Here is a 25,830-nt window from a genome sequence, read left to right on the forward strand (position 1 = left end):
TGATCTCGGCGTTCACGGACGAACGCACAAGCCACTCACGCACGAAATTACCGACGCAGGCCGAGGCGTTCGATCAGGGTCTGGTAGCGCGCAAGATCGCGATCCTTCAGATAGCTGAGCAGACGCTTGCGCTGGTTGACCAGCTTCAGCAGGCCACGGCGGGAATGGTGATCCTGCTTGTGTTCCTTGAAGTGGCCGGTGAGATGGTCGATGCGGGCGGACAGCAGGGCCACCTGGACTTCGGTCGAACCGGTGTCGTTCGGCACGCGGCCGAAATCAGCAATGATCTTGCCGGTCTGTTCTGCAGTAAGGGACATGGGTATGTGTTTCCTTGGAAAGGCGATGCGAAGCTTGTGCATGCATCATCGTGATGACGCGTGCACAAGCTTCGCCTAGTTGAATGAAAGCGTTGAATTAACTTGTCTATTCTACTGATGGGAGTGGTGTTACAACAAGTGCGCAGCCGCTTATAGGCGCAATTTCTTCAGCCTGACGGCAGGTTGAAGCCACGCAGGATGCGCGCCCGGCCCTCTTCGTCCGGTTCCAGCACGGCCAGCAGCGCACCATCACTGGCGAACGCGGCACAACGGCCGACGGCCTGCAGGCCTGGCAGGACGATTTGCTGGCCGCGTGAAATGGCCATGCCTTGTGCCTCATCGAGCTGCAAGGCCGGCAAATCTGACAATCCAGCCGCGACAGGCAATAACCATCTCAACAGGGCTTCGTCGCCCTGCCCGGCCGCTTGCTGCAGTTCGTCCAGGGTCACCATTTGCGGCTCGCGAAACGGTTCCACCCATAGTCGGCGCAAGGTGGTCAGATGCGCGCCGCAGCCCAGATCCTCACCCAGGTCCACCGCCAGCGAACGCACATAGGTACCGGACCCGCATTCCACATGCAGCGTCAGCGTGTCATCCGTGCGCTCCAGCAGTTCGAGCCGGTGGATCTCCACCTCGCGCGGCGGCACCTCGACAATCTCGCCGCGGCGGGCCTTGGCATACAGCCGCTCGCCGTCCTGCTTGAGCGCCGAATACATCGGCGGTACCTGCAGGATACGCCCGCGCAATTTTGCCAGCGCCGCTTCGATGATCGCTGCGTCGAGCGCCGGTATCGGACGCTGTCGCACGGTCTCGCCTTCGCGATCCGCCGTATCGGTAGTGATGCCGAGCCGGCACTCGGCCACATAGGCCTTGCGCGCGCCCAGCAGGGTACCGGCCAGCTTGGTCGCCTCGCCGAAGCACAGCGGCAACAGGCCGGTGGCCAGTGGATCGAGCGCGCCGGTATGGCCGCCTTTGGCCGCACGCAGCAGCCGGCGCACGGATTGCAGCGCCTGGTTGGAACTCAGGCCCAGCGGCTTGTCGAGCAGGACGATGCCGTGCAGGTCACGGAACTGGATACGCGCAGAACGGCTCATCGATTCAGCAGTGCCCCGACCTTCGACTCAGTCCTGCTTGTCATCAACGGGAGGCGCCAGATCGCGCGCCTGGTCGCGCAACAGCGACTCGATGCGCTCGCCCTTGTCGACGGAGTCGTCATACTTGAATTTCAGCTCCGGCACCCGGCGCATGCGCATGCCGCTGTGCGCCAGTGAATGACGGATTTCGTGGCCCATCGCATTCAGTGCCTTCACGGTCGGCAACCCCTGCTCGGGCAGCATGGCCGTCACCCACACGGTGGCCCAATCCAGGTCACGGGTGATTTCCACGTCCGATACACTGACCGACGGCAGCCCGTGATCGCGCACGGCCGCATGCACCAGCAAACCCAGTTCGCGGCGCAGCTCGGCACCGATGCGGTCGGTACGTTTGAAATCACGGGATGGCATGAGTATCTCCAAATCAGATCGAGATCCGTCGCCGTATTACGGCGACGGATCTCGCCCTTTCCCCTTTGCAGGGGAAAGGCGGCAGTTCATTACAGGGTACGCGCCACTTCCGTGCGCTCGAAGCATTCGATCTGGTCACCCGGCTTCACGTCGTTGTACTGCTTGACCGCGATGCCGCACTCCATGCCGTTGCGCACTTCGTCGACCAGATCCTTGAAGCGACGCAGCGATTCCAGCTCGCCCTCGAAGATCACCACGTTGTCACGCAACACGCGGATCGGCTTGCTGCGCTTGACCGAGCCTTCGGTGACCATGCAACCGGCCACGGCGCCGAACTTGGAGCTGCGGAACACGTCGCGGACCTCGGCGGTGCCGATGATGTCCTCGCGCACTTCCATGCCGAGCAGGCCGGTCGCCGCCTGGGTCACCTGATCGATCACGTCATAGATGATCGAGAAGTAGCGCACGTCCAGGCCAGCCGTCTCGATCACCTTGCGCGCCGAGGCATCGGCACGCACGTTGAAGCCGATGACCAGCGCCTTCGAGGCCGCCGCCAGGGTGGCGTCGGATTCGTTGATGCCACCGACACCGGACGAAACCACGTTGACCCTGACCCGATCGTTGCCGATCTGGGTCAGCGACTCGCGCAACGCTTCGACCGAACCCTGCACGTCGCCCTTGACCAGGATGTTGAGCGTCTGCTGCTCCACGCCCTGGCCCATCTTCGCGATGATGTCCTCGAGCCGGTTGCTCTTGCTGACCATGCGCGTTTCGCGACGCTTGAGCTCACGCTCCTGCGCCACTTCACGGGCCAGACGCTCGTCCTCGACGCAGACGAAGTCGTCACCGGTTTCCGGCACACCGGACAGGCCGAGCACCTGCACCGGAATCGACGGACCGGCTTCCTGTACCTGCTGGCCGGTTTCGTCGATCAACGCGCGCATGCGGCCGTACTCGATGCCGCAAACAACAAAGTCGCCCTTCTTCAGCGTGCCCTGCTGCACCAGTACCGTCGCGACCGGGCCGCGGCCACGGTCCAGACGGGACTCGATCACCACGCCGGAAGCGCGGCCATCGGCAACAGCCTTGAGTTCCATCACTTCAGCCTGCACCGAGATCGCATTGAGCAGATCCTCGACACCGTCGCCGGTCTTGGCCGATACCGGCACGAACTGGACGTCACCGCCCCAGTCTTCCGGCACCACTTCGTACTGCACCAGACCCTGCTTGACGTTGTCGGGGTTTGCACCGTCCTTGTCCATCTTGTTCACCGCGACGATCAGCGGCACCTTGGCGGCGCGTGCATGCTTCACCGCTTCCACCGTCTGCGGCATCACACCGTCGTCGGCAGCCACCACCAGCACCACGATATCGGTCGACTGTGCGCCGCGGGCGCGCATCGAGGTGAACGCGGCGTGTCCCGGCGTGTCGAGGAACGTGATCACGCCCTTCGACGTTTCCACGTGATACGCACCGATGTGCTGGGTGATGCCGCCGGCTTCGCCGGCAGCCACCTTGGTGCGACGGATGTAGTCGAGCAGCGAGGTCTTGCCGTGATCGACATGGCCCATGATGGTCACCACCGGCGGGCGCGTGATTTTCTCGCCCTCCAGCTCGACGTTCTGGGTATGTGCCGCCAGGGTTTCCTCGGCATTGTTCTGACTGTCGGCCACCGGTGTATGACCGAGTTCCTCGACCACCAGTACCGCGGTATCGTGATCGATGGTCTGGTTGATGGTCGCCATCACGCCCATCTTGAACAGAGCCTTCACCACCTCGGAGCCCTTGACCGCCATCTTCTGGGCCAGCTCGGCGACGACGTTGGTGTCACCCACCATCACTTCGCGCACCACCGGGGCGGTGGGACGCGAGAAACCATGCGGACCGGACGGCGCATTGCTGCTGCCGCGCGACAGCTCACGGACGTTGCCGCGGCCGGGCTTGCCGCGCTTGTTGCTGGAGGAGGAACGGCGCGCGCGGTCGGCATCGCTCAGGTGCATCTGGCCGCCAGCGAAACGCTTGCTGCCATCGCGCTCTTCCTTGCTCCCGATGGCCTCGTCGCGTTCGCGGGCATGCCGCGGGGACTTGCCGCGACCGGCGTCACCGGATGCCGCTGGTGCTGCCGCGTTGCCGGCCACACCGGGGCGGACTGCCGGTGCCGCCGGAGCAGCTGCCACCGGCGCCGGAGCGGGTGCTGGCTTGACCAGCTTTTCGCGTTTGCGCGGCTCGTGGATGCGCGGCAGGATCATGCCCAGATCGCGCTGGTCGATGCGCTGCACGCTCGCAGCCTCGTCTTCGGTCTTGTCCGTCGATACGGCCTCGGCAACCGGAACCTGGACCGGCTCCGCTGCGGCAGCAGCCCCATCTGTCTCGATTGCGACGCTGGCCTCGGCCTGGCGCCGTGCCTGCTCCTGCTGCTCGTCAAGGGCGCGCTGCTGCGCCTCCTCCAGACGACGCTGCTCACCCTCAAGCCGCTCGCGCTCTTCCTGCTCGCGCTGCTGCTGGGATTCCTGCAGCTTGCGCACAGCCTCCTCGCGCTCGCCATCGGCACCGGATTCCTCGGCGATCACGCTGCGCTTGACGTAAGTCCGCTTGGCGCGCACTTCGACATTGACCGTCTTGGCCGCGCCGGCCGCACCGCGACCACCTGGCGTGGCTACCTTCAGCTCACCGACCGTGCGGCGCTTGAGCGTGATCTGACGTGGCGCGCTGTCCTCGACCTCGGCGGCGGCTTCGTTCTTGCCATGCGTGCGGCGCAGGAACCCCAGCAGCTTCACCTTTTCGGTGCTGCTGATGATCTGCTCCTGATCGGAGAATTTCATGCCTGCCTCGCCAAGCTGGGTCAGCAGCTTGTCGACCGGCATGCCCAGTACCTGGGCGAGTTGTTTGATCGTGACGTCCGACATCGTGTTCTTTGCTCCGCCGTTCCCGCGCTTATCGTCAGTGCGACATTATCCATGCCGCCACCTCCATCCTTGGTGAAAGGCCTGTAAAGCCTTTCTCGGCACACCCGTCCAGGGCATTGCCGTCCGCGGTTAGCCGCCTTTCTCCAGCCGCGCGATCATCGGCGCACGTGCCGCCATGATCAGCGCTGCAGCGCGCTCCTCATTCATCCCGTCGATATCGATCAGGTCATCTACCGCCAGATCCGCCAGATCATCGACCGTACTCACTTCACGAGCGGCCAGTGCATAGGCCGTCGTCTCATCCATGCCGTCCAGTGCCAGCAGCTCGGCGGACGGCTGGTGTTCGTCGACACCTTCCTCCACCGCCAGAGCCTCGGTCAGCAGCGCATCACGGGCGCGGGCACGCAGTTCCTCGACGATATCCTCGTCGAAGCCCTCCACCGCCAGCAGCTCGGCGCTGGGCACGTAGGCAATTTCCTCGACACTCGAGAAGCCTTCCTGCACCAGGATGACCGCGATCTCCTGATCCACTTCGAGCTTGTCCATGAACAGCTGGCGCGCGGCCTCCTGCTCGGACTCGCTCTTGGCGGTGACCTGGTCCTGGGTCATCACGTTGAGCTGCCAGCCGGTAAGCTTGCTGGCCAGCCGCACGTTCTGGCCACCGCGGCCGATCGCCTGGGACAGCTTGTCCTCGGCCACCGCGATGTCCATCGAGTGCTTTTCCTCGTCCATGATGATGGACTGCACTTCCGCCGGCGCCATCGCATTGATGACGAACTGCGCCTGGTTCTCGTGCCACAGGATGATGTCGACGCGCTCGCCGTTGAGGTCGTTGGAGACCGCCTGCACGCGCGAACCGCGCATGCCGATGCAGGCACCGATCGGATCGGTGCGGCTGTCATGAGCCAGTACGGCGATCTTGGCGCGGTCGCCCGGATCGCGGGCGCAGCCCTTGATCTCGACGAGGCCCTGGCCGACTTCCGGTACTTCCAGCTTGAACAGTTCGATCATGAATTCCGGCGCCGCGCGCGACACGAACAGCTGCGGACCACGCGCTTCCGAACGCACTTCGTACAGGTAGCCGCGCACGCGGTCACCGACGCGGGCCGACTCGCGAGGAATCGTCTTGTCTCGCGGAATGAACGCCTCGGCATTGCTGCCCAGGTCGAGATAGATGTTGCCGCGTTCGACGCGCTTGACGATGCCGGTGACCAGCTCGCCCACGCGGTCGGCAAACGCATCGACCACCTGCTGACGTTCGGCCTCGCGCACGCGCTGCACGATGACCTGCTTGGCAGCCTGCGCGGCGATGCGGCCGAATTCGGCATTCTCGACCTGCTGTTCGATGTACTCGCCCACTTCGGCGTCGGCGCGCTCGTCCAGCGCGTCCATCAGGCGCAGCTGGTAGGACGGCGACTCCATCTCGCCGTCGTCGGCAATGACTTCCCAGCGGCGGAACGTCTGGTACTCGCCAGTGCTGTGGTTGATCGACACGCGGATATCGGGCTCCTCATCCGGATAACGCTTCTTCGCCGCGGAAGCCAGTGCAGCCTCCATCGCCTCGAAAATCACTTCCAGCGGCACGCCCTTTTCATTGGCTACCGCGTCGACGACCAGCAAAAGTTCTTTGCTCATTGCAACAACTCCATAGGCGCCCAGCGGCGTCCAATCGTTAACTTTTGCGTTCATCACTGAACGCGAGGATCAAAAAGCGACCATCCATGGTCGCACTCTTCAGTCAATTAACCGCCAGCCTTCTTCTTGCCGGGCATCTTGTTGCCGGGCTTGGGTTGCGGCGCATAGCCAAGCGCCACCCAGTCCGGCACCACACGCGCACTTTCCACCAGCGCGTGCTCGAATTCGAATGTCTTGCCTTCGGCTTCCAGCACGATATGTTCACCTTCCACCGACAGCAGCTTGCCGCGCAGGCGACGACGTCCTTCCAGCGGCGCCTTCAGCAGCAACTTCACTTCCTGCCCGCTGACTTTCGCAAATTGTGCGGCAGTAAACAGCGGCCGATCGATGCCCGGCGAGGAAACTTCCAGCACGTAGTGGCCAGGAACCGGATCCTCGACATCCAGCAGCGCGGACAATTCGCGACTGGCGGTTTCGCAATCCTCGATGCCGACTTCGCGACGCTCGCCTTCGTCCGCGCTGTCTTTATCGATCAGATCCAGATAAACGCGCAGCGTACTCTGCCCGTGCGACGGGGTGAACTCCACGCCAAGACATTCCAGGCCCAGATCGGCCAGTACCTCGGTGAAGCGTTGCGCCAATGCCTGTGTATCCATGGGTTCGCCTTCCCGGATCGCTCTCTTCAAGAACAGCAGAAACAAAAAATGGGCTCCAACGGCCCATTTCCTTATCTCGCCGATGTCCCTCTCTGACAGCTCTTTCCGACACCGAGCCGCCAACCGCAGCCCGATATGACGCATCCTTGCGCCCAACAAAAAAGCCTCACGAGGAGGCTTTCTTGCATCAAGAAAGATCTGGTAGCGGGGGTAGGATTCGAACCTACGACCTTCGGGTTATGAGCCCGACGAGCTGCCAGACTGCTCCACCCCGCATCAGAGTCCGAAGAGTTTAGCGGGGTGGCCAGTTTCTTGCAAGCCTCAACTCGATAAATCCGCCGCCATGCATTGGATCATCGTGCCATGACACGATGATTTCCATGAATCGTCGATCAGAGTCCGAACGCGGATCGGCACCAGCCAAGCAACGGTCCCCAGTACAGGCCAAGCACCAGCAGCGACAACGCATTCAGTGACAGCACCACGCGCAAGGGCTTGTCCTGCTGCACCGTGAGCACGCTGCCCTCGACCGGCTTGTCGAAGTACATCACCTTGATCACGTACAGGTAGTAGTACAGGCCGACGATCGCGAACACGATGCCGACGATGGCCAGCCACAGCATGTTCGCGTGGATCGCCGCTTCCAGCACCAGCACCTTGGCCCAGAAGCCGAACAGCGGCGGCACGCCGGCCAGCGAGAACATCGCCAACAGCATCAGGAAGGCCATCCACGGCGATTTCTGGTTGAGCCCCTTCAGGTCGGCGATTTCCTCGCATTCGAAACCGGCACGGGTCAGCGCCAGCATCACGCCGAACGCGGCCACGCCCATCAGGGCATAGCAGATCGCGTAGAACATCGCCGCGGCATAGCCTTCCGGTCCGGCAGCGGCCAGGCCGAGCAGCAGGTAACCCATGTGCGAGATGGTGGAGTACGCCAGCATGCGCTTTAGGTTGGTCTGCACGATCGCGACCAGGTTGCCGATTGCCAGCGATATCACCGCCAGCACCGCCAGCATCAGATGCCAATGCTGCGACAGGTCGCCCATGCCCGAACTCAGCAGGCGAAAGGCCATGCCGAAGGCAGCCAGCTTGGAGCCGGAGGCAATGAACGTGGTGATCGGAGTCGGTGCTCCCTGATAGACGTCCGGGATCCACATGTGGAACGGCGCTGCACCGAGCTTGAAGCCGATGCCGACGACCATGAAAATCAGGCCGAACAGCAGCAGATTCGGTGCAGTGGTATAGGACATCACGTTGTGCAGCTGGGCCAGATCCAGGCTCGGCGCACCGCCCATGCCGGAGGCACCGTAGACCATCGACATGCCGTACAGCAGCATGCCCGAAGCCAGTGCGCCCAGCACGAAGTACTTGATCGCCGCCTCGGATGGCAGCCTGGCGTCGCGGTTCAATGCCACCAGCGCATACGACGACAGCGAGAGCAGTTCCAGTCCGAGATAGACGGTCAGCAGGTTGCCGGCCGACACCAGCAGCATGATGCCGAGCACCGCAAAGATCATCAGCGTGTAGAACTCGCCGATCAGCAGCTTGCGGTCGATCAGATAGGGTCGCGCATAGACGAACACCAAGGTCGTGGTGCCCAGCGTGAAGACCTTGAGTATCTCGGCCACGTCATCGCGCACGAACATGCCACCGAACGCGGTTGCAGCCTGCTCCGGCTGACCGGCAATCACCAGGTAGATCGCCACCAGCAAGACGAAGATCGAAATCCAGTGCAGATGCGGTCGCTGCTCGGGCTTCATGAACGCGTCTGTCAGCAACAGTACGCATGCCGCGGCCACCAGATAGAACTCCGGCAGCATGATCAGAATGTCATTGAAAGTCGGCATGTTCGATTCCGATCAAATCTTGTGAATGGCGAGCTGGTGCACCAGCTGCGATACCGAGCTGTCCATCAGATGGATCAGCGGCTGCGGCCAGATGCCCAGCGCCAGCACCGCGGCGGCAAAGGAGACCAGCACGAAGGTTTCGCGGCCATTGATTTCCTTCATCTCGGCCACATGCGAATTGGTGATGTCACCCCACAACACGCGCTTGACCAGCCACAGCGTGTACGCCGCGCCGATGATCAGGGTGAACGCGGCAAACAGCGCGATCCACGGATTCGCTGCGAAGCTGGCCAGGATCACCATGAACTCGCCGACGAAACCGCTGGTACCCGGCAGGCCGCAATTCGCCATCGCAAACAACACGTAGAAGAACCCGAACCACGGCATCACGTTGATCACACCGCCGTAGTCCTTGATCTGGCGCGTATGCATGCGGTCGTACATCACGCCGATGCAGGTGAACATCGCGCCGGAGACGAAGCCATGCGAGATCATCTGCACCATCGCGCCCTGCATGCCGAGCAGCGCCATGTCGGCATGGCTCGACTCGCGCACCAGCAGGAACGCGATGAAGATGCCCAGCGTGACGAAGCCCATGTGGGCCACCGAGGAATACGCCACCAGCTTCTTCATGTCCTCCTGCACCAGCGCGACATAGCCGATGTAGACGATCGCGATCAGGCTCAGCACGATGATCAGCCAGGCGTAGTGCGCACCCGCATCCGGCACGATCGGCAGGATGAAGCGCAGCATTCCGTAGGTACCGACCTTCAGCATCACCGCCGCCAGCACCACCGAGCCACCGGTCGGCGCCTCCACGTGGGCATCCGGCAACCAGGTGTGCACCGGCACCATCGGCACCTTGATCGCGAACGCGATCAGGAACGCGAAGAAGATCCAGGTCTGCTCCTGCATCGTCAGCGGCAAGGCCGCCAGCGTGGCCAGGTCGAACGTGTGCGCCTTCTGGTACAGGTACAGCAGCGCGATCAGCATGAAGACCGAGCCGAAGAACGTGTAGATGAAGAACTTCAGCGTCGCGTAAACACGGCGTGGCCCACCCCAGATGCCGATCAGGATGAACATCGGGATCAGGATCGCCTCGAACAACGCGTAGAACAGCAGCGCGTCGGTGGCACAGAACACGCCGATCAGCAGGCCTTCCAGCATCAGCATGGCGGCCATGTACTGGTGCGGCTTGTCCTGGATGACTTCCCACGCGCCGGCGATCACCAGGATGCCGACAAAGGTGGTCATCAGGATCAGCGCCACCGAGATGCCGTCAACCGCCAGGCCGTAATGGACGCCCCACGAGGCGATCCACAGATAGCTTTCGGTCAGCTGCATGCCACCGGCATCGGGGTGGTACTGCACCAGCAGGAACAGGCTGAGCACGAAGGTCAGCACGGCCACCGGCAGCGACAGCCAGCGCGCCAGGTTGGGACGGGCGGTGCCGGCAAGCAGGACCGGAATCGCACCGGCGACGGGGAGCCAGATCAGCAGGCTGAGCAAGTGATTGAACATGTGTGCTTGCTTCCCTTATTGCCCGGCCAGTCCGGAACCGATCAGCCCAGAACCAAAGAACCAGTACCCGCCAAGCAGCAGGATCAGGCCAAGAATCATCGCGAAGGCGTAGTGATAGAGATAACCCGACTGCAGACGGCGCGTCGTGGCAGCGATACGGTGGATCATGCTCACCGAGCCGTTGACCATGGTGTCGTCGATCACCGCCGTGTCACCCGCCTTCCAGAACAGGCGACCCAGCTTGACACCACCACGGGCGAACACCGCGAAGTACACATCGTCGACCCAGTACTTGCGGTCGAGCACGGTCCACAGCGGCTTCAATGCACTCTTGATCTTGCCGGTCATCGCCGGGTTGAACAGGTAGACGTAGGTGGTGACAGCGAACGCCAGCGCCACCAGGCCAAACGGCAGGCTCCAGAAACCATGCAGGGCCATATCGGCAGAGCCATGGAATTCGCGGCCGAGTTCGCCCAGCACGTTATTGGCTTCGTCCACGTGGATCGCCTGACCAAACCAGCCGCCGAACAGCACCGGACCCACGGTAAAGAAACCGACCAGCAGCGACGGGATCGCCAGCAGCACCAGCGGCAGCGTCACCACCCACGGCGATTCCTTCGGTGCATGCTCCAGCACGCCCGGTTCATGATGACCGTGATCGTCGTGATGATCGCCATGCGCGTCGTGGTGACCGTGAGCATGATGATCGACGACCGTGAAGCGTTCCTTGCCGTGGAACGTCAGATACATCTGGCGGAAGGTGTACAGCCCGGTGACGAAGGCGCCGGCCATCACGCAGAAATAGGCGTAGCCCGATCCCCAGCGGTGTGACTCGCCCACCGCCTCGATGATCGCGTCCTTCGAGTAGAAGCCGGAGGTGAACGGAATCGCCACCAGCGCCAGCGAACCGATCCACATGGTGATCCAGGTGATCGGCATGTACTTGCGCAGGCCGCCCATGTAGCGCATGTCCTGCTCGTGATGCATCGCGATGATCACCGAACCGGCGCCAAGGAACAGCAGCGCCTTGAAGAAGGCGTGGGTCATCAGGTGGAACACCGCGCCGCTGTAGGCCGACACGCCCAGCGCGACCGTCATGTAGCCCAGCTGCGACAGCGTCGAATACGCCACCACGCGCTTGATGTCGTTCTGCACGATACCGATCAAGCCGGTGAACAGCGCGGTAGTGGCACCGATCACCAGCACGAAGCTGAGCGCGCTCTGCGACAGCTCGAACAGCGGCGACATGCGCGCCACCATGAAGATGCCGGCGGTGACCATCGTCGCCGCATGGATCAGCGCGGAGATCGGGGTCGGGCCTTCCATCGAGTCGGGCAGCCACACGTGCAGCGGCACCTGGGCCGACTTGCCCATTGCGCCGATGAACAGGCAGATGCAGATCACCGTGGCGGCATCCCACTGCGTATTCGCCGTGATCTGCAGGGTCTTGCCGATCAGCGACGACGCCGAGCCGAACGCTGTGGCGTAATCCAGCGTGCCGAGGAAATACAGCACCGCCGCGATGCCGAGCAGGAAACCGAAGTCGCCCACGCGGTTGACCAGAAACGCCTTCAGGTTCGCGAAGATCGCGGTTGGCCGCTTGTACCAGAAGCCGATCAGCAGGTACGACACCAGGCCCACCGCTTCCCAGCCGAAGAACAGCTGCATGAAGTTGTTGCTCATCACCAGCATGAACATCGAGAAGGTGAACAGCGAGATGTAGCTGAAGAAGCGCTTGTAGCCGTCGTCATCAGCCATGTAGCCGATGGTGTACACGTGCACCAGCAGCGACACAAAACTCACCACCACCAGCATCATCGCGGTCAGTCGGTCGACCAGAAAGCCGACGCTGGCGTTGAAGTGGCCGATCTGGAACCAGGTGTAGATGTTCTGGTTGTACGTCTCGGCGCCGCCCAGAGTGAGCTGGTACAGCACATAGAACGACAGCACGCACGAGATCGCCACGCCGAGGATGGTGACGCTGTGCGAACCGGCGCGGCCGAGGAACTTGCCCAGGAAGCCGGCCAGCACGCAACCGATCAGCGGAGCCAGCGCGATCGTCAGCAGAATGGTTGTTGATAGCTGCATCGGATCAACCCTTCATGCTGTCGATATCGGCGATATTGATCGTGCTGCGATTGCGGAACAGCAGCACCAGGATCGCCAGGCCGATGGCAGCTTCCGCCGCGGCCACGGTAAGAATGAAGAACACGAACACCTGCCCCGACACGTCGCCGAGGAAGCGCGAGAACGCGATGAAATTCGTGTTCACTGCAAGCAGCATCAGCTCGATCGACATCAGCAGCACGATCACGTTCTTGCGGTTGATGAACAGGCCGGCGACGGCGATACAGAACAGCACGGCGCCGAGCACGATGTAGTGCGAGAGCGTGATCATGATTTGGACTCCTGCGACGGGACCGGCGTTTCGTCGACGGGACGCTCGGCCGCCATCTTCACGATGCGGACGCGGTCACGCGGGTTGACCTTGACCTGCTGGCTGGCCGACTCATGCCGCGCATCACCGCGCTGGCGCAGGGTCAGCACCACCGCCGCCACCACACCCACGGTGAGGATCAGGGCAGCAACCTCGAACGGCAGCAGATATTGCGTGTACAGCGCATGGCCGAGCCATGCCGTATTGGAAGTACCCGCCACGGCAGCCGGATCGGGTCCCATGACTTGCGTATGCATCGCGCGTACACCGATCAGGCCAAGCATCTCCACCAGCATCGCCGCAGCCACGATCAGGCCGACCGGCAGGAATTTGACGAAACCCTCGCGCATCTTTTCCTGGTCGAGGTCGAGCATCATCACCACGAACAGGAACAGCACCATCACCGCGCCGACATAGACCACGATCAGCGCCAGCGCCAGGAATTCGGCATCAATCAGCATCCACAGGCAGGCCGCGCTGAAGAAGGTCAGTACCAGCGCCAGCACCGCGTGCACCGTGTTGCGCAACGTGATCACCGACAGCGCGGCAGCCACGGTGACGAAACCGAAGGCGTAGAAACAGATGAGTTGGAACAGTTGGGGATTCATCGTTGGCCTCAGCGGTACGCCGCGTCTTGCGCGCGATCGGCGGCAATCTGCTGCTCGAAGCGGTCGCCGATGGCCAGCAACTGCTGCTTGGTCACCACGTTCTCGCCGCGATGCTCGAAGTGATACTCGTGGATGCTGGTCTCGACGATCGAGTCGACCGGGCAGCTCTCCTCGCAGAAGCCGCAGAAGATGCACTTGAACAGATCGATGTCGTAGCGCGTGGTACGGCGCTGGCCGTCGCTCTCGCGCGGTGCCGAATCGATCGTGATCGCCAGCGCCGGACATACCGCTTCGCACAGCTTGCACGCGATGCAGCGCTCCTCGCCGTTCGCATAGCGGCGCAGCGCATGCAGGCCGCGGAAGCGGTTCGACTTCGGGATGTGCTCCATCGGATAGCGCACGGTGTACTTCGGCTTGAACATGTAACGCATGGTCAGGCCCATGCCCTGGAACAGCTCGACCAGCAGCAGGCTCTTGAAATAATGGGTGATGCGGGACATGGCTTTCTTCAGACCCCCGTGCCGATGCTGACCAGGCCGTAGTACTTCATGCAGCCGGCCACGAGAACCCACACGATGGCGATGGGAATGAACACCTTCCAGCCCAGCCGCATGATCTGGTCATAGCGGTAGCGCGGAAAGGTGGCGCGGAACCACAGGAACATGAAGGCGAACACGAAGGCCTTGATGAACAACCAGATGAAACCGCCCTGCCCGATGAAGCCCCAGGTGTCAGGGAATGGCGACAGCCAGCCGCCCCAGAACAGAACCGCGGCCAGGAAGCTGACCAGGATCATGTTGGCGTATTCGGCCAGGAAGAAGATCGCGAAGGCCGAACCGGAATATTCCACGTGGAAGCCGGCGACGATCTCCGACTCGCCCTCGGCCACGTCGAACGGTGCGCGGTTGGTCTCGGCCACGCCGGAGATGAAATAGATCACGAACACCGGCAGCAGCGGCAGCCAGAACCAGTCGAACAGGCCCTTGTGGCCAGCCTGCGCGTTGACGATATCGGTGAGGTTCAGCGAGCCGGCCAGTACCAGCACGCAGACCAGGCACAGACCCATCGCCAGTTCATACGAGATCACCTGCGCCGCCGAACGCATCGCGCCGAGCAGCGCGTAGCGTGAGTTGGATGCCCAGCCGGCCAGAATGATGCCGTACACGCCCATCGAGGTCATCGCCAGCAGGTACAGCACGCCGGCATTCGCGTTGGACAACACCATCTTGCTGCTGAACGGAATCACCGCCCATGCCGCCAATGCCGGAATCAATGCCAGCAGCGGCGCCAGGTAATACAGCGCCCGGTTGGCGTTAGTCGGCAGGATCACTTCCTTGATCAGCAGCTTGACCACATCGGCGAACGCCTGCAGCAAGCCGAACGGGCCGACCTTGTTCGGCCCCATGCGGACATGCATCCAGCCGATGACCTTGCGCTCCCAGTACACGAACATCGCCACCGCGATGATCAACGGCACCGTGATGCACAGGATGTAGATGATCGGCCACAAGAGCTGGTTGATAAGTTGATCAGCCATGATGCTTATGCCTTGCTCAAGGTGATGGCCGCGCCATACGGCGGCAGCGTGGCGGTGAGATCCTGGGCAGCCTCGATCCACGCCGCGCCATCCGGCACGGCCACATCGACAACCAGCGGCAGCAGCACGTCGCCGATGCGCACCTGCGCACCTGCGGCCAGACCGAGTCGCTGTGCCTCAGCCGCATTCAGACGCACCGCCGGGGCACGATTAAGCGGATGTGCATTCAACGCAGTGGCACGACGCAACACCGCATCGCCACGATAGATCGGCCAGGTGGCGAGACGGGTCAGGCCAGCGGCAGCCGTGCGTGCGGCCAGACCGCTGCGCGGTGCCACGGCACGTTCGCTGATGCCGTCACGCAGGCCGGCCAAGTCGTCGAACTCGAAACCGGCCAACTTCAGCGCGCCGCCCAGCGCACGCAACACCTTCCAGCCCGGACGGCCCTGACCGGGTGCCTTGGCACCGGCGCTGACACCTTGTGCCAGACCATCGACATTGACCAGGGTCGCGTCGATTTCCGGTAGCAGCGCGATCGGCAGGATCACGTCGGCCACTTCGCGCAACGCAGCGCTGGCGTAGGCGCTGAACGCCACCACCTGCTCCGCACTGCGCAACGCCTTCAGGGCTGCCGCGCCATCGGCGAAATCATGCGGCGGCTCGACGCCATACAGCACGTAGCTCTTGCGCGGCTGGGCCAGCATCGCCTGCGCGTCGAGCCCGCCGTTGCCCGGCAGCACGCCGAGCCTGGCCAGACCGATGGCATTCGCGCCCACCGGCAGTTCGTTGTAACCGGCACCGGTGGCGTTGGCGATGAAGCGAGCCAGCGCGCGCAGCCACGAAGCCTGCGGATGCGTGACCGCGGCTTCGCCGAGAATCACTACTGCCCTGCCCGACTTCATCGCAGCGATCGCATCGCTGTCGCCCTGATCGCTGGTCGCAGCGTCGATCGCATCGGCCAGCGCTGCCGGCGCATTTGCGCCAGCGGCCACGGCCGCCTTGGCCAGTGCCAGCAGCGCATCGACCAGCGCATGCGGCGCGACGATCGACTCGCCGGCAAGGCTGTAATTGAAATCGAAGCTGGCCGGATTGACCGTATAGACCTTGGCGCCCTTCTTCACCGCCTGATGCAGACGATGGTTGAGCAGCGGCATCTCGTGACGCAGATCGGAGCCGACCAGCAAGGCAGCCTTCACCTGCGCGACGTCGGTAACCGGCAGTGCGAAACTGCTGGCTAGGGCGTTGTCGGCAAAGTCGAGTTGGCGCAGTCGATGATCGACGTGTGCGCTGCCCAGACCACGGGCCAGACGCATCAACAGATCGCCCTCCTCGTTCGAACTGGCTGGATGCACCAGGATGCCCAGCTCGCTGCCCGGCGCCTTCTTAAGCACCTCACCGGCAAACTGCAACGCATCTTCCCAGGTGGTCGTCTGCCACTGGCCGTTGCGCTTCACTTCCGGCGCATGGAGTCGGTCGGTCGCGTACAGGCCCTGGTGGCTGTAGCGGTCGCGATCGGACAGCCAGCATTCGTTGATCGATTCGTTGTCGCGCGGCACCGTACGCAGCACTTCGCCGCGGCGCGTATGCAGCCACAGGTTGGAGCCGAGCGCATCGTGATAGCCGATCGACGGCTTCGCGATCAGCTCCCAGGCACGAGCCTGGAACTGGAACGGCTTGTTGGTGAGCGCGCCGACCGGGCAGACATCGATGATGTTGCCCGACAGCTCCGTTTCTACCGTTTTTCCGATATACGTGCCGATCTGCAGGTTCTCGCCGCGATTCATGCCGCCCAGCTCATAGGTGCCGGCAATCTCGCTGGTGAAGCGGACGCAACGCGTGCACTGGATGCAGCGGGTCATCTCGGTGGCGACCAGCGGCCCGATGTTCTCGTCGGCGATGGTGCGCTTGCGCTCGGTGTAGCGCGACACGCTGCGACCGTAGCCGAGCGCCACATCCTGCAGCTCGCACTCGCCGCCCTGATCGCAGATCGGGCAGTCGAGCGGATGGTTGATCAGCAGGAACTCCATCACGTCTTTCTGGAACTTCAGCGCCTTGTCCGAGCGCGTCGTCACCTTCATGCCTTCCGCTACTGGAGTAGCACACGCCGGCTGCGGCTTGGGCATCAGCTTGCCGCCCATCTCCACGTCGACCAGGCACATGCGGCAGTTCGCGGCGATCGGCAGCTTGCGGTGATAGCAGAAGCGCGGGATCGCGACACCGATCGCGTCGGCCGCCTCGATGATCATCGCGCCCTTGCGGATCTGCGTGGGCTTGCCGTCGACCTCGATATTGATCAGGTCGGGCGCGGTGTTATTGGTTGGCTGCGCACTCATGCAGCAACTCCACGCTGATTTGCAGGGTTGGCTTCGGCCAGCTTGTCATCGACCATCGAACGGCCGTGCTGCACGAAGTATTCGAATTCGTTCCAGAAACGCGCGAGGAAACCCTGTACCGGCCACGCCGCGGCTTCGCCGAACGCGCAGATGGTGTGACCCTCGATCTGGCCGGCAATCGCCTTGAGGCGGTGCAGGTCGTCCTGGGTGCCCTTGCCCTCGACGATGCGCGAGAGCACGCGGTACATCCAGCCGGTACCTTCGCGGCACGGCGTGCACTGCCCGCAGGACTCGGCCATGTAGAAACGCGAGATGCGCTGGCAGACCCTGACCATGCAGGTGGTGTCGTCCATCACGATCACCGCGCCGGAGCCGAGGCCCGAACCGGCCTTCTGCAGGCAGTCGTAGTCCATCGTGCTTTCCAGCATCACGTCGGCCGGCAGCACCTTCATCGAGGAGCCGCCCGGGATCACCGCCTTCAGCTGGTTGCCGTTGCGCACACCGCCGGCCAGCGCCAGCAGATCCTTGAACGAGGTGCCGAGACGGATCTCGAAGTTGCCCGGGTTGTTGACGTGACCGGAGACCGAGAAGATCTTCGGCCCGCCATTGTTCGGCTTGCCCAGGTTGAGAAACCAGTCGGCGCCGTTGCGCAGGATCGCCGGCACCGAGGCATAGGTCTCGGTGTTGTTGATCGTGGTCGGCTTGCCGTACAGGCCGAAGTTGGCCGGGAACGGCGGCTTGAAGCGCGGCTGGCCCTTCTTGCCTTCCAGCGACTCCATCAGCGCGGTTTCCTCGCCACAGATGTAGGCGCCCGCACCGAGTGCGTTGTGGATGTCCACGTCCAGCCCGGTGCCCTGGATGTTCTTGCCGAGCAGGCCGGCCGCGTAGGCTTCCTTCAGTGCCGCTTCGAGATGCTCGAACGGCTCGTGATGGAATTCGCCGCGCAGGTAGTTGTAGGCCACGGTCGAACCGGTGCAGTAGCACGCGATCGCCAGGCCTTCGATCACCGCGTGCGGGTTGTAGCGCAGGATGTCGCGATCCTTCGCCGTGCCCGGCTCGGATTCGTCCGAGTTGCACAGGATGTACTTCTGCATCGTGCCTTTCGGCATGAACGACCACTTCAGCCCGGTCGGGAAACCCGCGCCGCCGCGACCGCGCAGGCTGCTCTTCTTGATTTCCTCGATCAGCGCAGCCGGATCGGGCTTCTCGGCGAGGATCTTCTTCCACGCCTTGTAGCCATCGACCTGCAGATAGCTGTCCATCGACCACGGCGTGTCGAAATGCAGCGTCGTGTAGACGACCTGGTGTTCCTGCGGGGCGGGTCCGACGGCCATTATTTCAACCCATCCAGAATTTCGTCGAGCTTCTCGGTGGTGAGCCGCTCGTGGTAATGCCCATTCACCGTCATCGCCGGCGCGTACACGCAGGCGGCGATGCATTCCTCTTCCTGCTTCAGATAGACGCGGCCGTCCGGCGTGCTCTCGCCGGTCTTGATGCCGAGCTTCTTCTCGCAGTGGCGCACCAGACCTTCCGCGCCGTTGAGCCAGCACGAGATGTTGGTGCAGATCGCCACATTGTTGCGGCCGACCGGCTTGGTCTCGAGCATCGAGTAGAAGCTGGAAACCTCGTAGGCCCACACCGCCGGCAGGTCGAGGTACTTCGCGACCGCGGTGATCAGTTCGTCGGTGAGGAAGCCCTGGTTCTGCTCCTGCGCGGCAAACAGCGCCTGGATCAGCGCCGAGCGCTTGCGATCCGGCGGGAACTTGGCCACCCACTCATCGATGTGATGGCGGGTATGGTCGTTGAGTACGACGAGCGGATCGACGTTCCTGACCTGCTCGAAATGTCCGGTGGCTTTCATGCGTTTCTCCGTCGTGCCGGCTCAGCGGTCCACTTCGCCGAACACGAGGTCATAGGTACCGATCATGGCCACCACGTCGGCGAGCATGTGGCCGCGCACGATGGTGTCCATGGATGACAGGTGGGCAAAGCCCGGTGCGCGCAGGTGCACGCGGAACGGCTTGTTGGCGCCATCGGAAACCAGATAGCAGCCGAACTCGCCCTTCGGCGCCTCGACCGCGGCGTAGGTCTCGCCGGCCGGCACGCAATAGCCTTCGGTGAACAATTTGAAGTGATGGATCATGGCTTCCATGTCCTCCTTCATCTCGACCCGCGACGGTGGCGCGACCTTGAAGTTCTCGACCATCACCGGGCCGGGATTCGCCTTCAGCCACTTCACGCACTGCTGGATGATCCGGTTCGACTGGCGCATCTCTTCGACGCGGCACAGGTAACGGTCGTAGCAGTCGCCGCCGACGCCGACCGGGATGTCGAAATCCATCTCGGCGTACTTCGCGTACGGCTGCTTCTTGCGCAGGTCCCAGGCCACGCCCGAACCGCGCAACATCACGCCGGTCATGCCCCACTGCTGGGCCAGCTCCGGACTGATCACGCCGATGCCGACGGTGCGCTGCTTCCAGATGCGGTTGTTCGTCAGCAGGTCTTCGTACTCGTCCACCTTCGACGGGAAGTCGGCGGTGAACGCCTCGAGGTAGTCCAGCATCGAACCTTCGCGCCAGCTGTTGATGCGCTTGAGGTCGTTGCCCTTGTGCCACGGCGACTCGCGGTACTGCGACATCTGCGCCGGCAGGTCACGGTAGACGCCGCCGGGACGGTAGTAGGTCGCGTGCATGCGCGCGCCCGACACCGCCTCGTACACGTCCATCAGCTCCTCGCGCTCACGGAACGCGTAGAGGAACACAGCCATCGCACCGAGATCGAGCGCGTTCGAGCCGATCCACATCAGGTGGTTCAGGATGCGGGTGATCTCGTCGAACATGGTGCGGATGTACTGCGCACGTTCCGGCGCCTCGATCCCCAGCAGGTTCTCGATCGCCTTCACATAAGCGTGCTCGTTGCACATCATCGAGACGTAGTCGAGCCGGTCCATGTAACCGATCGACTGGTTGAACGGCTTGGACTCGGCCAGCTTCTCGGTGCCACGATGCAGCAGGCCCACGTGCGGATCGGCACGGACGATGGTCTCGCCGTCCATCTCCATCACCAGGCGCAGCACGCCGTGTGCGGCCGGATGCTGCGGGCCGAAGTTCATCGTGTAGTTGCGGATTTCCTGCATGCTCAATTCTCCCGCCAGTGGTCGGCGGCTTCGGCCTTGGCCTGCATCAGGTCGGCGTCGTTGCGGATGGTGCGCGGTACCAGCACACGCGGCTCGATCGACACCGGCTCGTAGATCACCCGCTTCTGCTCGGGGTCGTAGCGCACTTCGACATTGCCGATCAGCGGGAAGTCCTTGCGGAACGGATGGCCGACGAAACCGTAGTCGGTGAGGATGCGGCGCAGGTCCGGATGGCCATCGAAGATGATGCCGTACAGGTCGAACGCCTCGCGCTCGAACCAGTTCACGCCCGGCCACACCAGGGTCAGCGACGGCACCACCGGCATGCTGTCGTCCGCGCAGAACACGCGCAGGCGCAGGCGCCGATTGTGTTCGATCGACAGCAGATGGACCACCGAGGCAAAGCGGCGCGGCTCGTTATTGCCGCGCGGACGTCCGGCCCAGTCGAAACGACCCATCGCCTGGCCTTCCACGCCACGCGAGAAACCGTCGCCACCGGCGGTATCGGTTTCCCATTCGGTCTGGCCGTAGCCGAGGTAGTCGACGCCGCACAGGTCGACCAGTTCGGTGAAGCGGAAGTCCGGCTCGTCGCGCAATGCGATGGCCACCGCGATCAGGTCGGCAGCGGCCAGCTCGGCGGTGATTTCGTTGCGCTGCGTACTGATGGTCAGCGTGTCGCCGAATCGCGCAGCCAGGCGTTCGGCCAGCGAGGTCGCAGGTGTGTCGGACATATCAGGGCCTCACGAACGCGCGATGGTGCTGGTGCGGCGGATCTTCTTCTGCAACTGCAGGATGCCGTGGATCAAGGCTTCGGCCGTGGGCGGGCAGCCCGGCACGTAGATGTCCACCGGCACGATGCGGTCGCAACCGCGCACCACCGAATAGGAATAGTGGTAGTAGCCGCCGCCATTGGCGCAGCTACCCATCGAGATCACCCACTTCGGCTCGGGCATCTGGTCGTAGACCTTGCGCAGCGCCGGGGCCATCTTGTTGACCAGGGTACCGGCCACGATCATCACGTCGGACTGGCGCGGGCTGGGACGGAAGATCACGCCATAGCGATCCAGATCCAGTCGCGCGGCGCCGGCATGCATCATCTCGACCGCGCAGCAGGCCAGGCCGAACGTCATCGGCCACATCGAACCGGTACGTGCCCAGTTCATCAGCGCGTCGACGCTGGTGGTGGCGAAGCCGCGCTGCACCACCGGGTTGTCGCCGGCCGGCCGCAGGATATCGTCGACAAGGTTCAGTGGCTGCGGGTTATGCATCACCTTGTCGATGGAGGAGATCACTCCCATTCCAGTGCTCCCTTCTTCCACACGTAGGCAAAACCGATGACCAGCAGCAGCAGGAACAGCGCCATCTCGATCAGCGCGATGATGCCGATCTGCTGGAACACCACCGCCCACGGAAACAGGAAGGCGATTTCCAGATCGAAAATGATGAACAGGATGGCGAGCAGGTAGTAGCGCACGTCGAAGCGCATGCGCGCGTCCTCGAATGCCTCGAAGCCGCACTCGTAGGGCGCAAGTTTTTCCGCCTCGGGACGACTCGGGCCAGCCAGCAGGCCGACGGCCAGCAATACCAGGCCGAGGCCGGTGGCAACGCCGATGAACAACAGAACGGGCCAGTATTCGGCAAGCACGATGCAACTTACCTCCGCGCCATCAGGCGCATCAGTGACCGTGGGGACTTGAATCCAGCAACTCACGGTCCGGCGACTTCGATTCGGCAGGCCGATACGGCCATGAGCTGCTCAGCCACGCTTGCAGGTCTTGAAGCCGCAAGCGTCCGATGTTCCGCGAGATGAGTTCGCGAATCCCGCCATTGTATCAGCGCGCATGGGTACAACGACAAGCCTTGACGGCCAGCACCACGCGGACTATCGCCATGCGCTGCCGCCATGGCGTGATGATGTCGTCACATGGTGTGGGTGGCGCGCTCGGAGTTCAGCGTGCCGGCAAGGATGTTCTCGATGCGACTGCGCGCGGCTTCAGCATCGCTCGACTCGTTGAAATGGATGCCGATGCCGGCGGTACGATTGCCTTGAGCACCCAATGGGCTGATCCAGACCACCTTGCCGACCACCGACAACCGCTCGGTTTCTTCGGCCAGGGTGACCAGCAGCACCACTTCATCGCCCAGTGAATAGGCCTGCGCGGTCGGCGCGAACAGGCCGCCATGCTTGAGGAACGGCATGTACGCGTTGTACAGCGAGGCCGCATCCTTGATTTTCAGTGAAATGATGCCCTGACGGGCGCCCATGGGTTTCATGCTGAGCTCCTGCCGAGCGATCCCGCCGCCCGATCGATGGCGTTGATCTTAGACGCTGCGATCCGCCGGCACCACTGTCGTGGTATCGCTGCGGACACAGTTGCCTTGGGGCGACATCACGTGTTGTCCGGCTGGCCGGTCAGCAGCGACTGCCGCTCGTTCACCAGCCGTCCCCACGAAGCCGGCGGGACCCAGCCGGCGACCCACGTCGGCACCGCTTCGGCGGCCAACGGCCGGGAGATCGAGAAACCCTGCAACTGATGGCAACCCAGCGAAGCCAGCAGATCGCCCTGCTCCGCCGTCTCGACCCCTTCGGCAATCACCGTTTTGGCCAGCATGCGCGCGGTGGTGATGACACCTGCGGCAATCGCCATGTTGCGCTCGTCGCTGAGAATGTTCCGCACGAAGCTCTGGTCGAGCTTGATGTGTTCGATATCCAGTTGCTGGATATGGCTCAGCGACGCACTGCCCGTACCGAAATCGTCCAGGCCGACGCGGATGCCGCGACGCCGGCACTCCTCGATCACGGTTTTTGCGTGGGCATGATCCATCGAGGGGCCGGTCTCGGTTACCTCGATGCCGAAGCCCACATCCATCACGTCCGGGTAGGCCTCGAGCGCGGCATCGATATCGCTGAAGAATGCCGGATGCAGCAGGTGCCGGGTACTGATGTTGACAGACACCGGGATCGAGATGCCCTCGTGCATCCAGGCCTGGCATCGCCGCAGCGCCTCGTCCAGTACGTAGCGGCCAATCGGTCGCGCCAGTTGCGGATCGTCCAGCACGTGCATGAAATTGGCGGGCTCGATCAGCTCCTGCCCGGTGTCATCCAGGCGCAACAGCGCCTCCATCCCTGCCACCCCGTGCAGGCCGGGCAGGCCGTCGATGAACACGATTGGCTGGAACATCAGCTGGAGGTGCGACTGTTGCAGCGCCTGTGCAATCCGCTCACGCATCGCCTGCAGCCGCAATTGCTCCAGCTCCATCACGGGTTCGTACAGTGCGCCCCGATCCTTGCCCGCCTCCTTGGCTGCATACATCGCCAGATCGGCGTGGCGCACCAGTCCCTCGGCATCGGAGCGGTCGAGTGGAAACAGGGTCCAGCCAATGCTGGCAGACAGGTAGAGCTGTTCGCCCATCAGGTTGAACGGCGCCCGCAGCGCCTGCAGGATACAGCGGCTGATCACGTCGAGCTGCTCCCGGCTGTCGAGACCGGAGATCACCAGCGCAAACTCGTCGCCACCGAAACGCGCCAGCACATCGGCTTCGCGCAACATACCCAGGATTCGCGCCGCAGCCTCGGCTAGGACACGGTCACCGCCGCCATGTCCGATCGTGTCGTTGACGCTCTTGAAACGGTCAAGATCGAGCACGCCGACGGCCAGCTGGGATTGCTGCCTGCCGGCCCGTGCCAGCGTCTGCTCCAGCATTTCGAACAGCAGACGCCGATTCGGTAGCCCGGTGACCACATCGTAGAAGGCCAGCTGCTCGACCCGGGCTTCGTGCATCTTCTGCTCAGTGATGTCGCGTTGCTGCCACAGGCGTCCCTGCGCCACACCATCAATCCTGATCGGCACGAAATCGCGCAGAAAGGTGCGACCGCTCTGCATCGAAATTTCCTCGCCCTCGACCGGTTCGCCACGGGCCAGGATCTGCTGGATCCTGGCCCACTCGCGCTCGGGATCCTCGTAAGCCGGCTTCAGGCGCGCATACATCGCGGCTGCCGGCTGGCCTTCCAGTTCGGCCGGTGTCTCGGACAAGCCGAACAGCGTGCAGAAGGCCTCGTTGGCGAATTTCACGCGATTGTCTTCGGAAACCACCAGGATGCCCGTGTACTGGTTCGACAGGATGGTGCGGAAGTGCTGCAGGTTGAGCCGCAGATTCTGCTCTGCCGCAACGCGGGCCGAGCGTGCGCGCTGCATCTGGATGCCGAGGCCAAGCTCGACCGTCATCTCCGAGAAGACCTGGACCTCGACGGCGGTGAAGGCATCCGCTCCGGCCGCGCCGATCACGAATACGCCGATGATCGCTCCGTCCACCCGCAGCGGCAGTGCCAGCACCGCGTGCAACCCCGCCATGCCGGCCACGAACGGCCAGTCCACACGACCCGATGACAACCGGTGACTGATCCGGGCCTGTCCCGTCGCCATGGCGATCACGGCCGCATCGTCGACATGCCGGAGATCGGCCAGATCGAGCCGGGCATCCGTACCGATACCGCTGGCCACGCCGTCATGGGCACGCAACTGCAGGATGGTGCCGGCGCCATCCTGCAGCAAGCCGATCCAGGCCGCCTGATAGCCGCCGGTACGCCTTGCGACACGACAGGCCTCGGCCAGCAGGACCGACTCGTCCACGCTGTGTGTGGCGAGCTTGATCATCTCGCTGAGCAGTCGCAGCGCGCAGCGCTGGCGCGCCTCGTCCTGCACTGACTGCAACAGCCGCATCCGCTGCCCATGCGCTTCCAGCCCCAGGCCGATGCTTGCTGCAACCTGCTGCAGCAGTTCGATCATCTGCGGGGAAAAGAAGCTGGCGTGCGTTGAACGTATCGCCAGCGCGGCACACACCTCCCCGAACTTCAGCACCGGCACCGCAATCACGGCGGCGACCCCGTGTCGTATGTACGCAGCGCGGAGCATCTCCAGACCCGATACGTGCCGGACATCGGTTTCCACCTGCGGCGCACCCTGCCAAAACACCGGCCGCGCGACGGCGAACGACATGCTTTCAGGATAGATATCTTCCGTACCGGGAACCAGCCGCGCCGGCGCAATCCGACGGAACCGGCTGCTTTCGCGATCCAGCTCACCCACCATCACGAAGCGTGCGCCGATCCGGCGCTCGAGCACCTCGATCACGGCCTCGTAAAGCACCGGCGGATCGAGCGAACGGACCAGCAACTGGCCGATCTCGGACAGTGCCGCATAGAAGCTTTCGCTGGATGCAACAGCGGCTTCCGCACCGACCTGCGTCGATTTCTGATCCCGATTGTGCATACGCGTGACCAGCCAGTGGATGGAATCGGCCGCTACTGCCTCGATCTGACCCTTGTGTGATCGATGGGATTCATTGCCGGCTTTGATGACGACCCAGGCATCGAGGGCAACTACGCTGCCGT

Annotated in this window: 22 protein-coding genes and 1 tRNA gene; all 23 read right to left on the minus strand. The window is 63.2% G+C overall.

All coding sequences use genetic code 11. The features are described from left to right. Positions 1-47: 47 nt before the first annotated feature. Positions 48-317 carry a 30S ribosomal protein S15 gene (gene rpsO, locus ACYVKM_RS10115; RefSeq protein ID WP_007513234.1) on the minus strand — a complete coding sequence of 90 codons (270 nt, stop codon included), beginning with the start codon at positions 315-317 and terminating at the stop codon, positions 48-50. Between the two features lie 167 nt (positions 318-484). Beyond that, positions 485-1,411 (minus strand): tRNA pseudouridine(55) synthase TruB, encoded by a 927-nt coding sequence (gene truB / locus ACYVKM_RS10120; protein ID WP_460877463.1) that lies wholly within the window; start codon positions 1,409-1,411, stop codon positions 485-487. 27 nt (positions 1,412-1,438) lie between these two features. Continuing rightward, complete coding sequence (gene rbfA / locus ACYVKM_RS10125) at positions 1,439-1,822, minus strand: 30S ribosome-binding factor RbfA (protein WP_460877464.1); 384 nt, start codon at positions 1,820-1,822, stop codon at positions 1,439-1,441. An 89-nt stretch (positions 1,823-1,911) separates the two neighbouring features. Continuing rightward, complete coding sequence (infB, locus tag ACYVKM_RS10130; protein ID WP_460877465.1) at positions 1,912-4,728, minus strand: translation initiation factor IF-2; 2,817 nt, start codon at positions 4,726-4,728, stop codon at positions 1,912-1,914. Positions 4,729-4,857: 129 nt separating this feature from the next. Further along, positions 4,858-6,363, minus strand: a complete 1,506-nt coding sequence (nusA, locus tag ACYVKM_RS10135) for a transcription termination factor NusA (protein WP_460877466.1) — start codon at positions 6,361-6,363, stop codon at positions 4,858-4,860. A 107-nt stretch (positions 6,364-6,470) separates the two neighbouring features. Beyond that, the gene (locus ACYVKM_RS10140) at positions 6,471-7,019 is read right to left on the minus strand and encodes a ribosome maturation factor RimP (protein WP_460877467.1); all 549 of its coding nucleotides are present in this window, start codon (positions 7,017-7,019) and stop codon (positions 6,471-6,473) included. A gap of 199 nt (positions 7,020-7,218) precedes the next feature. After that, positions 7,219-7,295 (minus strand) — tRNA-Met (locus ACYVKM_RS10145). A gap of 116 nt (positions 7,296-7,411) precedes the next feature. Continuing rightward, positions 7,412-8,866 carry an NADH-quinone oxidoreductase subunit NuoN gene (gene nuoN / locus ACYVKM_RS10150; protein WP_460877468.1) on the minus strand — a complete coding sequence of 485 codons (1,455 nt, stop codon included), beginning with the start codon at positions 8,864-8,866 and terminating at the stop codon, positions 7,412-7,414. A gap of 12 nt (positions 8,867-8,878) precedes the next feature. Continuing rightward, positions 8,879-10,387 (minus strand): NADH-quinone oxidoreductase subunit M, encoded by a 1,509-nt coding sequence (locus ACYVKM_RS10155; RefSeq protein ID WP_460877469.1) that lies wholly within the window; start codon positions 10,385-10,387, stop codon positions 8,879-8,881. 15 nt (positions 10,388-10,402) lie between these two features. Continuing rightward, a complete protein-coding gene (gene nuoL / locus ACYVKM_RS10160; protein WP_460877470.1) occupies positions 10,403-12,475 on the minus strand; it encodes an NADH-quinone oxidoreductase subunit L in 2,073 nt (690 codons plus the stop codon). A 4-nt stretch (positions 12,476-12,479) separates the two neighbouring features. Continuing rightward, positions 12,480-12,785, minus strand: a complete 306-nt coding sequence (nuoK, locus tag ACYVKM_RS10165; protein ID WP_460877471.1) for an NADH-quinone oxidoreductase subunit NuoK — start codon at positions 12,783-12,785, stop codon at positions 12,480-12,482. Then, the gene (locus ACYVKM_RS10170; RefSeq protein ID WP_460877472.1) at positions 12,782-13,432 is read right to left on the minus strand and encodes an NADH-quinone oxidoreductase subunit J; all 651 of its coding nucleotides are present in this window, start codon (positions 13,430-13,432) and stop codon (positions 12,782-12,784) included. Before ACYVKM_RS10170 ends, nuoK begins: the two co-directional genes overlap by 4 nt. A gap of 8 nt (positions 13,433-13,440) precedes the next feature. Next, complete coding sequence (gene nuoI / locus ACYVKM_RS10175; RefSeq protein WP_460877473.1) at positions 13,441-13,932, minus strand: NADH-quinone oxidoreductase subunit NuoI; 492 nt, start codon at positions 13,930-13,932, stop codon at positions 13,441-13,443. A gap of 8 nt (positions 13,933-13,940) precedes the next feature. Then, complete coding sequence (gene nuoH, locus ACYVKM_RS10180; RefSeq protein ID WP_460877474.1) at positions 13,941-14,969, minus strand: NADH-quinone oxidoreductase subunit NuoH; 1,029 nt, start codon at positions 14,967-14,969, stop codon at positions 13,941-13,943. A 5-nt stretch (positions 14,970-14,974) separates the two neighbouring features. After that, a complete protein-coding gene (gene nuoG, locus ACYVKM_RS10185; RefSeq protein ID WP_460877475.1) occupies positions 14,975-17,302 on the minus strand; it encodes an NADH-quinone oxidoreductase subunit NuoG in 2,328 nt (775 codons plus the stop codon). Next, the gene (gene nuoF, locus ACYVKM_RS10190; protein WP_460877476.1) at positions 17,299-18,636 is read right to left on the minus strand and encodes an NADH-quinone oxidoreductase subunit NuoF; all 1,338 of its coding nucleotides are present in this window, start codon (positions 18,634-18,636) and stop codon (positions 17,299-17,301) included. The genes nuoG and nuoF overlap by 4 nt, the downstream gene beginning before the upstream one ends. Continuing rightward, on the minus strand, positions 18,636-19,163 hold the full coding sequence (nuoE, locus tag ACYVKM_RS10195) for an NADH-quinone oxidoreductase subunit NuoE (protein ID WP_460877477.1): 528 nt from the start codon (positions 19,161-19,163) through the stop codon (positions 18,636-18,638). The genes nuoF and nuoE overlap by 1 nt, the downstream gene beginning before the upstream one ends. A 21-nt stretch (positions 19,164-19,184) precedes the next feature. Further along, on the minus strand, positions 19,185-20,438 hold the full coding sequence (locus tag ACYVKM_RS10200; RefSeq protein ID WP_460877478.1) for an NADH-quinone oxidoreductase subunit D: 1,254 nt from the start codon (positions 20,436-20,438) through the stop codon (positions 19,185-19,187). A 2-nt stretch (positions 20,439-20,440) separates the two neighbouring features. Beyond that, a complete protein-coding gene (locus tag ACYVKM_RS10205) occupies positions 20,441-21,169 on the minus strand; it encodes an NADH-quinone oxidoreductase subunit C (RefSeq protein ID WP_460877479.1) in 729 nt (242 codons plus the stop codon). 9 nt (positions 21,170-21,178) lie between these two features. Then, positions 21,179-21,736: a NuoB/complex I 20 kDa subunit family protein gene (locus tag ACYVKM_RS10210; protein ID WP_077555618.1), complete on the minus strand. Its 558-nt coding sequence runs from the start codon at positions 21,734-21,736 to the stop codon at positions 21,179-21,181. Then, positions 21,727-22,083 carry an NADH-quinone oxidoreductase subunit A gene (gene ndhC, locus ACYVKM_RS10215; protein WP_460877480.1) on the minus strand — a complete coding sequence of 119 codons (357 nt, stop codon included), beginning with the start codon at positions 22,081-22,083 and terminating at the stop codon, positions 21,727-21,729. Before ndhC ends, ACYVKM_RS10210 begins: the two co-directional genes overlap by 10 nt. A 275-nt stretch (positions 22,084-22,358) precedes the next feature. Then, on the minus strand, positions 22,359-22,712 hold the full coding sequence (locus tag ACYVKM_RS10220) for a PilZ domain-containing protein (protein ID WP_460877481.1): 354 nt from the start codon (positions 22,710-22,712) through the stop codon (positions 22,359-22,361). A gap of 116 nt (positions 22,713-22,828) precedes the next feature. Then, positions 22,829-25,708 (minus strand): sensor domain-containing phosphodiesterase, encoded by a 2,880-nt coding sequence (locus ACYVKM_RS10225; protein WP_460877482.1) that lies wholly within the window; start codon positions 25,706-25,708, stop codon positions 22,829-22,831. Between the last annotated feature and the right edge of the window lie 122 nt (positions 25,709-25,830).

The sequence above is a fragment of the Rhodanobacter koreensis genome, assembly GCF_054782855.1.